Source organism: Pseudophaeobacter sp., from assembly GCF_039971195.1.
Taxonomy (GTDB): domain Bacteria; phylum Pseudomonadota; class Alphaproteobacteria; order Rhodobacterales; family Rhodobacteraceae; genus Pseudophaeobacter.
Genome location: NZ_JBDWPJ010000113.1, coordinates 1 through 9,529, shown reverse-complemented (window position 1 = coordinate 9,529; position 9,529 = coordinate 1). Strand labels below are relative to the sequence as shown.

Annotated in this window: 7 protein-coding genes and 1 pseudogene; 5 read left to right on the top strand and 3 right to left on the bottom strand. The window is 59.3% G+C overall.

Going from position 1 to position 9,529, the window contains the following annotated elements:
- Window positions 1-2,127: hypothetical protein (locus ABJP42_RS10065; RefSeq protein WP_348340177.1), on the top strand; the 2,127-nt coding region annotated here is incomplete at its 5' end.
- Between the two features lie 111 nt (window positions 2,128-2,238).
- On the opposite strand, the gene hppD is transcribed toward ABJP42_RS10065, so the two are convergent.
- A complete protein-coding gene (hppD, locus tag ABJP42_RS10060; protein ID WP_348340176.1) occupies window positions 2,239-3,339 on the bottom strand; it encodes a 4-hydroxyphenylpyruvate dioxygenase in 1,101 nt (366 codons plus the stop codon).
- A gap of 158 nt (window positions 3,340-3,497) precedes the next feature.
- On the opposite strand from hppD, the gene ABJP42_RS10055 reads away from it, so the two are divergent.
- The 3 genes from ABJP42_RS10055 to ABJP42_RS10045 all read left to right on the top strand — a co-directional run bounded on the left by ABJP42_RS10055 (window position 3,498) and on the right by ABJP42_RS10045 (window position 7,324).
- Window positions 3,498-3,953, top strand: coding sequence for an Lrp/AsnC family transcriptional regulator (locus tag ABJP42_RS10055; protein WP_348340175.1), 456 nt, complete (start codon window positions 3,498-3,500; stop codon window positions 3,951-3,953).
- A gap of 80 nt (window positions 3,954-4,033) precedes the next feature.
- A complete protein-coding gene (locus ABJP42_RS10050) occupies window positions 4,034-5,254 on the top strand; it encodes a PAS domain-containing protein (protein ID WP_348340174.1) in 1,221 nt (406 codons plus the stop codon).
- A 195-nt stretch (window positions 5,255-5,449) separates the two neighbouring features.
- Entirely contained in the window at window positions 5,450-7,324 is a 1,875-nt protein-coding gene (locus tag ABJP42_RS10045) for a monovalent cation:proton antiporter-2 (CPA2) family protein (RefSeq protein ID WP_348340173.1), read from the top strand.
- Window positions 7,325-7,405: 81 nt separating this feature from the next.
- Here the strand turns inward: ABJP42_RS10045 and cobT are convergent, their stop codons facing one another.
- Entirely contained in the window at window positions 7,406-8,422 is a 1,017-nt protein-coding gene (cobT, locus tag ABJP42_RS10040; protein ID WP_348340172.1) for a nicotinate-nucleotide--dimethylbenzimidazole phosphoribosyltransferase, read from the bottom strand.
- 100 nt (window positions 8,423-8,522) lie between these two features.
- On the opposite strand from cobT, the gene ABJP42_RS10035 reads away from it, so the two are divergent.
- On the top strand, window positions 8,523-9,281 hold the full coding sequence (locus tag ABJP42_RS10035; RefSeq protein ID WP_348340171.1) for an adenosylcobinamide-GDP ribazoletransferase: 759 nt from the start codon (window positions 8,523-8,525) through the stop codon (window positions 9,279-9,281).
- Window positions 9,282-9,335: 54 nt separating this feature from the next.
- On the opposite strand, the pseudogene ABJP42_RS10030 reads toward ABJP42_RS10035, so the two are convergent.
- Window positions 9,336-9,529: pseudogene (locus ABJP42_RS10030) on the bottom strand (CarD family transcriptional regulator); the annotation flags it as partial.

The following is a 9,529-nucleotide window of genomic DNA, read 5'->3' as shown; positions in this document are numbered from 1 at the left end:
GCTTCGCTTGGCGATCAAACCGTGGAGCCCGATGGGATTGCCGTTGTTGATGTGGGACCAGCAGACCTGCCGAGCCCGCCGCCCGCAGCTGAAGAGCCCAGCCCAGCCGAAGAACCTGTTGTTCAGGCAGAGCCGGTTGCTCCGCCAACGACTGAGCAACCGGCTCTGCCAAAGGCCCCTGCGCCTTTGGAGCACGCCCCCCAAGACGGTGATGCCGATACCGAAGAGGCCTCCCTAGACGATGGCCCGGTTGCCGGTTTCAGCACCCGCCGTCGCCGCAGCTCTGCCGAGCCAGATGCAAGTCCGGCCTCAGCACCAACACCAACCAGATCGCAACCCGCAGCTCCGGTGCCACCCAAGGCTCCAGCGCCCACAGCGGCAACGGCAAGGCCGAGCAAAACCGCGCCCGCAGTAGCCCCTGCCCCACAGGAGGCAAAGCCTGTAGCAGCAGCGACAGCACCCCCTGCGGCAACGGTCAGCCCGGTGGCAACACAGGGCACGCCATCGGCGCCAGTAAAAACTCCTGGGCCTGTACCTGGCCCACTAGGCGTTCCGGCCGCTAAAGGCACGGGCGCCTCCCCGGTGGCTGCTCCAGCCCCAAAAACACCTGTGGCGAAACCAGCCAAACCTGCTGCTAGCCCGGAGAAAACTGGAAAAGCTGCCGTAGATCCCAGCCTCGCTGCCGAAGCAGTAAAAGTTGGCGGCAAGCCCCGGCACCTTGGGTTTATCCTGACCGCAGTGCTGTTGCTGGTCATGGCTGCGGTTGCCGCCTTCGCTCTGTTTTCTGAAGGCGGGTTGTTTTTCTCCGGAGAGCGCCCACCGCTTGAGGGTAGCCTAGACGAGCCGCCGACTGAGACCACCGCGCGGCCGCAACCCTCTGAAAATCAAGAGGCCATCGAACAGCAGCCCGCTGCCGACAATGGCAGCGATTTGGAAATCCCCAGCGATATCCCGCTGAGCCAGATTGACCCTGAACCAGACAGAATCGCGCCACAGGTCAGTGCGCTGCCAGGGCAGCCTGATCCTGGCGTTGTTGAGCTGAGCGCGTTAGAGCAGCCCGGCGAAGAGGCGGCCCCCACTGCAGATACGGAACACCATGCAAGCACGGGCCAGCCCGTGCTTGATGCGTTAGAAGAGCCCGCAGTTGACAGTGAAGCGCTGCATGACGAAGAAATCACCGAAGCGCTGAGTGCGGCTGCGCTCTATGCGGCCACCGGCATCTGGCAACAGGTCCCGCAGATTGCCGAGGCCCCTGCCTTGGTGCAGCTGGATGATATCTATGTCGCCTCCATCGACAACAGCGACCTGTCGCAGGACGCCGTGGCGCTGCCCACAGCACCTGTTCTGTCCAGCGATCCCGTACCTGAGGCCCCAAGTTCGCCAGCGGCGGCAGGCAGTGACTTCGATCTCGACAGTCGCGGGCTGGTCGTCGCCACCCCGGAAGGCACCCTGAACCCGGATGGGGTGATGATCTATCTTGGACGTCCTGCGGTGGTTCCACCGCCTACCCCGACCCGAGCCGATCCTGAAGCCCTCGCGGCGGAGGCTGAAAATGCCCGCCTTGCCAGCCTGTCTCTCATAAGGCCCCGCCCGCGCCCCTCGGATCTGGTGGAACAGGCCGAACGCGCCCTTTTGGGCGGGCTCAGCCGTGCCGAACTGGCCCGCGTCCGGCCACGCGCACGCCCTGCGAGCCTGAAAACAGAAGAGCAAGAGAACCAACCCGTCAGTGATCTGGCCATCGCCACCTCGACCAGCCCTCGGGCGCGTCCGGCGAACTTTGCCAATCTGGTGGATCGCGCCACCCGACAGCGGGCCAGCGCCCCCGCGACGACAGCCGCCGCAGCCGCAGTTGTGCCGCGCTCTGTGACGCCAAGCATTCCCAGCTCAGCTTCGGTGGCCCGTCAGGCCACGGTCAACAATGCCATCAATCTGCGACGTCTGAATCTGATTGGCGTCTTTGGCAAACCTTCGAACCGCCAAGCCCTGATCAGACTGCCCAGTGGCCGGACCCGCAAAGTGCAGGTAGGTGACCGGTTGGACGGCGGCACCGTGGTGGCAATCAGTGACAGCCAGCTACAGTATCAAAAACGCGGCACCAACACTACGCTGAGGCTGCCCGGAAACTAGCATCCTGCCGCTTGCCACCAAACAAACCGCGGGCAACGCCCCTTTCATCTCTGAAAGAAAAAGCCGGACCTCCCAAGGGCCCGGCTTCTGAATAAGCATTTGCGGCGCGGCTTATTCTGCGGCGTCCAGTTCGCCATTGGCAATCTGTTCGCGTTCGATGGATTCAAACAGCGCCTTGAAGTTGCCTTCGCCAAAGCCATCATCGCCCTTGCGTTGGATAAACTCAAAGAAGATCGGGCCGATCACGGTCTTGGAGAAGATCTGCAGCAAGATCTTGGTCTCACCGCCGTCAACAACACCTTCGCCATCGATCAGAATGCCATGTTTCTTCATCCGGTCCAGCGGCTCATCATGGCCCTTCACCCGCTCGTGGCTCAGATCGTAATAGGCCGCAGGGGGAGATGGCATGTAATTGATGCCGCGATCCGAAATTTCGTCGGTGGCGCTGTAGATATCCTCGGTGCCAACCGCGATGTGTTGAATGCCTTCGCCCTTGTACTTCTTCAGGTAGGCAACAATCTGGCCAGTCTCACCACGGTCTTCGTTGATTGGAATACGAATACGGCCACAGGGAGAGGTCAAGGCGCGGCTCAGCAGGCCAGTGAACTTGCCTTCGATGTCAAAGAAACGGATTTCCTTGAAATTGAACAGCTCGCCGTAGAACTTGAACCACTTGTCCATATTGCCTTTGTAGACATTGTGGGTCAGGTGATCGAGGTAATAGAAGCCAACACCGCGAGGTTTGGACTGTTTGCTCCACTCGAACTCTTCGTTGTAGGGCGAGGTCTCGTAGTATTGATCAATGAAATAGATCAGCGAGCCGCCAATACCCTTGATGGCAGGTACATCCATCGTTTTATCTTCGCCCTCATAGGCTTCGGCACCCTTGGCAATCGCATGCTCAAAGGCCTTTTGGGCATCAACAACCCGCCAGCCCATGGAGGGCGCGCAGGGGCCATGTTCGGTGACAAATTTATCCGCATAGCTGCCTTTTTCGGCATTGAGAATATAGGTGATATCGCCCTGCTGCCACAGCTCCACGCCAGGTTTGGTTTTGTGATGACCAACTTTTTCATAGCCCATCTTTGTGAAAAGATCGCGCAGCTCCTGTGGCTCGGGGCTGGCGAATTCTACGAACTCAAAGCCATCGGTGCCGGCTGGGTTTTCGTCGCTGATGACGGATTTTGGGGCGTTATGCGGGAATGGACCCATGATGGTTTCCTCCAATTGCCGCAGAATGCGGGCTAGATGTCTGTTCGAGAGCACAATAACGCACCTCAAATGCTTGTTTTGCGCGTTCTTCTCTGAGTTTAGGTTGTTGTGTGCGGGATATTCGCTCATTCTGGTGAGAAAACGGGAATTCACCGCACATGCTCGACTCAACTGACACAAAACTCCTCGCAGCCTTGCAAAAGAATGCGCATCTTACGGCACAGGAGCTTGGCGAGTTGCTCAACCTCTCCCCAAGCCAAGCAGGCAGGCGGCGGCAGCGCCTCGAAGCCGATGGCTATATCCAAGCCTATTGCGCCCGACTAGATCCGGCCAAGCTGGGATTGACGGTGCAGGGGTTTGTGCATGTCAATCTGGGCAGCCACGGCCCGGAACAATCCCAAAGCTTTAGCACCCTCGTCAGTACCCGCCCTGAAATCACCTCAGCCTGGACTATGACAGGAGAGGCGGATTATCTGCTCCGGGTGTATTGCAGCGACCTGCAAGCTCTGAACCAGCTCATCCACGAGATCCTTTTGCCACACCCAGCAGTTGCGCGGGTTCAAAGCCAGATTGTTATGGCACAGTTAAAAAGGGACGCCCCCCTGCCCACTTAGTATCAATTTTAGACTTAACACTCCGGGAAGGATTTCACTTTAGAGGTCGTTATCGAATCTTTTTGAGTGGAGCGCCCCCTTTGTCCTTTGTAGACCGTCGTATCGAAGCCCGACCCTCAACCGGTGAAGCGCCCTTCGCGCTGAATGAGGTTTTCTTTTCACGTACCGACGAACGCGGCGTTATCCAGGCCGGTAACTTCGTCTTTAAACGTGTCGCCAACTATGAATGGGAAGACCTGATTGGCGCGCCGCATAAGGTGATCCGCCATCCTGATATGCCAAAAGGTGTATTTCAGCTGTTCTGGGATACCCTGAATGCAGGTGACAGCATTGGCGCCTACGTTAAAAATAAGGCTAAGGACGGTCTGTACTACTGGGTTTTTGCCGTGGTGGTTCCTTGTGAAGGCGGCTTCCTGTCAGCCCGGATCAAGCCCAGCAGCGCCCTGTTCGAGGACGTCAAATCAGCCTATGCCGAATTACTTCAGGCGGAGACAAACGACGGTCTTTCCCCAGAAGACAGCGCAGCAAAATTGATGGAGTGGATTCGCGGCAAGGGCTTCGAAGACTACCACCAGTTTGCCACTCATGCGCTCAGCGAGGAACTGTTGGCGCGGGATACTGGGCTAGAGCGCCCAAAAGATCCCAAAATCACCGATCTGCGTAAAATGATGTCCAATGCCGAAACCCTGGTGGGCGAAACCCAGGGCCTGGTCAAAGATTTTGACGCCATGCACACCATTCCGCACAACCTGCGGGTCATTGCCTCCCGGATCGAACCCTCGGGCGGACCGGTTACGGTCCTGTCGCAGAACTACGGTGCCATGTCGCGTGAGATGTCGGATTGGTTTGCCGCTCACGTGATGGGCGAGAACAGCAACTTCAACACCATCAAACTGGCCGTCACCAATAGTCTCTTTGTCGAAGGTATGGCCCGGATTCTGAATGAATGCGACGCCCAGCTCAAAACCGAACGACGCGGATTGGGTGACATTGATATGGAAGCTGAGCGCAAGATCCTCAGCAATCTGGTCGAAACAGAAATGGCGCGTGCCGCCAAGGGGGTGGAAGAGGTCGACCACGAAGCCGAGCGCATCATGCGGGCCTGCCAGGTCATGCACCGCCAGTTCCTCGGCCTGAGCTCTACCCGGGTGCTCTGTAAGATCGAAAGCGCGCGGCTGCCAGAATCTGGTGAAACCCTGTCGGATATCATCGACCAGCTTGGCGTCTTCCAAGAACGCATTTCGCGCCGCTTGGATGATATCACCAAGCTCAGCAATGAAATCCGCATGATGGAAAACTAACCCAGCCCAAGGGCTGCGGTAGATTACTTCACAGTGAACAAAAAACGGCGGCGCGGGGAAACCTAGCCGCCGTTTCCCGTTTGACAGGCGCTGTCCCCTTAGGGGCTTGACCATTTGGCCAGGGCGGCGATTTGGCCGACTTTCACGGCCTCTTAAACCGTTGCCAAGCGGGCGAGCGCTTGCGATACCATTTCTATGGAAGCGTTTTTGTATCAGGCAACAATTTACCTCGCTGCAGCTGTTATCGCTGTACCTCTTGCCGCCCGTCTCGGGCTGGGTTCGGTTCTTGGTTACCTGGCCGCAGGTATCATTATTGGTCCCGTCTTGGGACTGGTCGGAGCTGAAACCGAAGACCTGCAGCACGTAGCCGAATTTGGCGTTGTCATGATGCTGTTCCTGATCGGGCTGGAGCTGGATCCGCGCGCGCTTTGGGCGATGCGGCACAAACTTGTAGGACTGGGAGGCCTGCAAGTATTGCTCAGCACCCTTGCCCTGATGGTGGCCGCGCTCTTCGCCGGACATACTTGGCAAGTCAGCCTGGCTGTTGGATTGGCCCTGTCGCTCTCCTCCACCGCGATTGTATTGCAAACGCTCTCTGAAAAGGGACTGATGCAAACCGGAGGCGGGCGGGCATCCTTTTCCGTCCTGCTGACCCAGGATATTGCCGTCATTCCCATTCTTGCCTTCCTGCCTCTGCTGGCTATGAGCGGCGGTCCACACATTGGATCTGATGGCTCCATCGACCGTCTCCATGCGGACTTTGCAGCGCATGAAGGGCTATCCCTGGTCGAAGGGCTGCCCGGCTGGGCGGTGACGCTCACCACCCTTGGGATGATTGGCTTCGTGGTTCTGGCGGGCATCTACCTGACCCAGCCACTGTTTCGGTTTATCCACTCCAGCAATCTGCGCGAAATGTATACCGCACTGGCGCTGCTGATCGTGGTTGGTATTTCCTTTCTGATGACCCTTGTTGGCCTGTCCCCTGCATTGGGGGCCTTTCTGGCGGGGGTGGTTCTGGCCAACTCCGAATTCCGCCACGAGCTGGAAAGCGATCTCACGCCGTTCAAAGGACTTTTGCTCGGCCTGTTCTTCATCACCGTTGGGGCCGGGATCAATTACCGGCTATTCCTGTCCAACCCCGGTGATCTTCTGGGTCTTGCCCTGCTGGTGATCCTTGCTAAGGGCACCATCCTGTTCTTTGTTGGCCGCGCCTTTGGACTGCGGCGGCGCAACCACTGGCTTTTCACCCTCAGCCTGGCCCAGGCCGGGGAGTTTGGTTTTGTCCTGCTGGCCTTTTCCCAGCAACAAAATGTTATTCCGGGGCCACTGGCCGAAAAGCTCCTGCTGGTCATTGCCCTATCGATGCTGATCACGCCGCTGTTGTTCATCCTCTATGATCTGCTGTCGCATTTCATGGGCGATTCCCGAGTTGAACACGAACCAGACGAGATCGATGAACAGGGGCCGGTCATCATTGCTGGCATTGGTCGCTTTGGCCAGATCGTCAACCGGCTGGTGCGGGCCAGCGGTTTCAAGACCGTTCTGCTCGACAATGACATGCGGGCGGTGCAGCTGATGCGCCGCTTTGGCGTCAAAAGCTTCCTTGGCGACCCCACTCGGCCTGAGTTGCTCAAAGCTGCCGGCATTGCCAAGGCTCATGTGTTGGTGGTGGCTCTGGATGACGCGGAGAAGACCGTCAAAATGGTCAGCTACGTGCGCCGCGCCTACCCGGATCTGCATATCATTGCCCGCGCCTATGACCGCAATCATGTTTTTGAACTCTACAAAGCCGGGGCCGATGACATTGTCCGCGAGATGTTTGACAGCTCGCTACGGGCCGGACGCTACGTTCTGGAAAAAATCGGCCTTAGCGAATATGAGGCCGCCCAGGCAGAACAGACCTTCTATGCCCACGACCGTCTAACGGTGCGTGAACTGGCCTCTCTTTGGGAGCCCGGCACTCCGGCGAGCGAGAACAAGGCCTATATGGCCCGCGCCCGCGAGCTGGAGAAAGATCTTGAAACTGCGCTTCTGGAACTGGCCGAAAAGAAAGACCGCGATTCCGCCTGATCGAGCCCCGCAAAAGGTCTCAACAAGATAGGCCCCACAGATTTTCTGCGGGGCCTAGGTATTTATCCCTGTGGGAAATCATCACCCATCGGTGACACCGGCCTCTGCAAAGGTGGCCATGCCACTGTGGCAGGCGACAGCGCCTTTCAGAACCTGAATGGCCAGCGCCGCGCCAGAGCCCTCACCCAGGCGCAATCCCAGCGACAAGAGCGGCTCCTTGCCCAGTTCCTTTAACAAGGCAGGATGGGCGCTTTCGGCGCTTTGATGACCCGCAACAGCATGATCCAGCGCCGTAGCGCTGGTGCGCAGCAGGCAGGCGGCTGCAGCGCAGCAGATGAACCCGTCGAGGATCACCGGGATATGCAACAGCCGTGCAGCTGCAATCGCACCGGCCATGGCGGCAATCTCGCGCCCACCGAGACAGGCCAGCGCATCCAGACCATCCTTGATGACAGCACCGTGCATCGCCACACCCTCGGCCACCACCCGTGTCTTATTGGCCAGACTTGCATCGTCCACCCCGGTGCCGCGCCCGGTCCAGTCAGCCGCATCACCGCCAAACAGGGCAAAGGCCAGGGCCGCGGCGGGTGTGGTATTGCCAATGCCCATCTCGCCGACCACCAGCAGATCCGCCGTAGGATCAACGGCATTCCACCCCGCCTGTAGCGCCGCTAGTAGCTCTGCCTCGCGCATCGCGGGGGCTTGGGTGAAATCCTGCACCGGTGTATCCAGATCCAGCGCATGTACATCCATGCGCGCTCCGGCCAGCTTGGCCAGTTGGTTGATGGCAGCGCCGCCATGTTCAAAGTTGATCACCATCTGGGCAGTCACTTCGGGCGGGAAGGCAGAGACCCCCTGGGCGGTAACTCCGTGATTGCCGGCAAAGATGATCACCTGTGGCGCGGCAATCTCGGGCCGGTCACTGCCGCGCCAACCGCCATACCAGATCGCCAGATCCTCCAGTCGTCCCAGGGCACCGGGTGGCTTGGTTAGTTGACCATTGCGGGCGGCAGCACCAGCAGTGGCAGCCGCGTCTACACCCTTGGCCTGTGCCAGCTGGTTTCGGAAGTCATCGAGAGAAGTGAATGGTGGCAGCATGTAAAGCCTCGTTGCATCTGAGCGCGGGACGCGGGTAAATCGGGTTTCAAACTGTTTAGCGGCTCATGGCTGCTTCGCAAGTCCCGCAAGAGGCCCGCATATGCGAAAAAACGACATATCCCTGGTGGATATCCCCCTGGTCCTGGTGCTGCTGACCCGCCTGCCGCTGCCACGGCTGGCCAGTGACAGCTTTCAGCGCCAGTCCCGTGCTGTCTGGGCCTTTCCCTTGGCGGGCCTCGCCATCACATTGCCCGCCTGCCTGCTGGGCTTGGCGGCGCTCGCGCTTGGCTTGCCCGCAGGCATGGTGGCGGGGCTGGTGCTGCTGGTGCAGGTGCTGCTGACCGGGGCGATGCATGAAGACGGATTGGCCGATTGCGCCGATGGCTTCTGGGGCGGCTTTGATCCGGCCCGCCGGCTGGAGATCATGAAGGACAGCCAGATTGGCAGCTACGGTGTTTTGGCGCTGGTTTTTGCCATTGGGCTGCGTTGGCAGGCCCTCACCCTGCTGATCGGGCTGGGTGAAATCTGGAGCCTGCTGACGATTGCCATGCTCAGTCGCGCGATGATGCCGGTGCTGATGTCTTGGCTGCCCAATGCCCGCCAGTCCGGCCTATCACGATCCGTCGGCCGCCCGTCCCGGCGGGCCCTTAGCCTCGGGATTGGCCTCGCCGTTTTACTGTCGCTGCCGCTGCTGGGGAGTGCCAGCTTTGCCCTTGTCCTGATGCTTGGCTGTACCACCTTTGGGTTGGGATTGCTGGCCCGCGCAAAGATCGGCGGCCAGACCGGTGACGTTCTTGGTGCCTGCCAACAGCTCTGCGAGACCATCGGGATGCTCACGCTGGTCGTGCTGTTGAACTAAAAAAGCCCGCGACCAGAAAGGCCACGGGCTTTTAATCGTCATACCTGCGATGGATCAGGCTGCGACGCGGGAGGTCAGCACATCGCCAACCTGTTTGGCTGCGAGGATTTCATCGCCACCAGCCACGGCGGCCACTTCGCGGGTCAGGCGCTCGAGCGCCGCCTCATAGAGTTGGCGTTCCGAATAGCTCTGCTCACGCTGATCATCGGTGCGGTGCAGGTCGCGGACAACCTCGGCGATGGCGATCA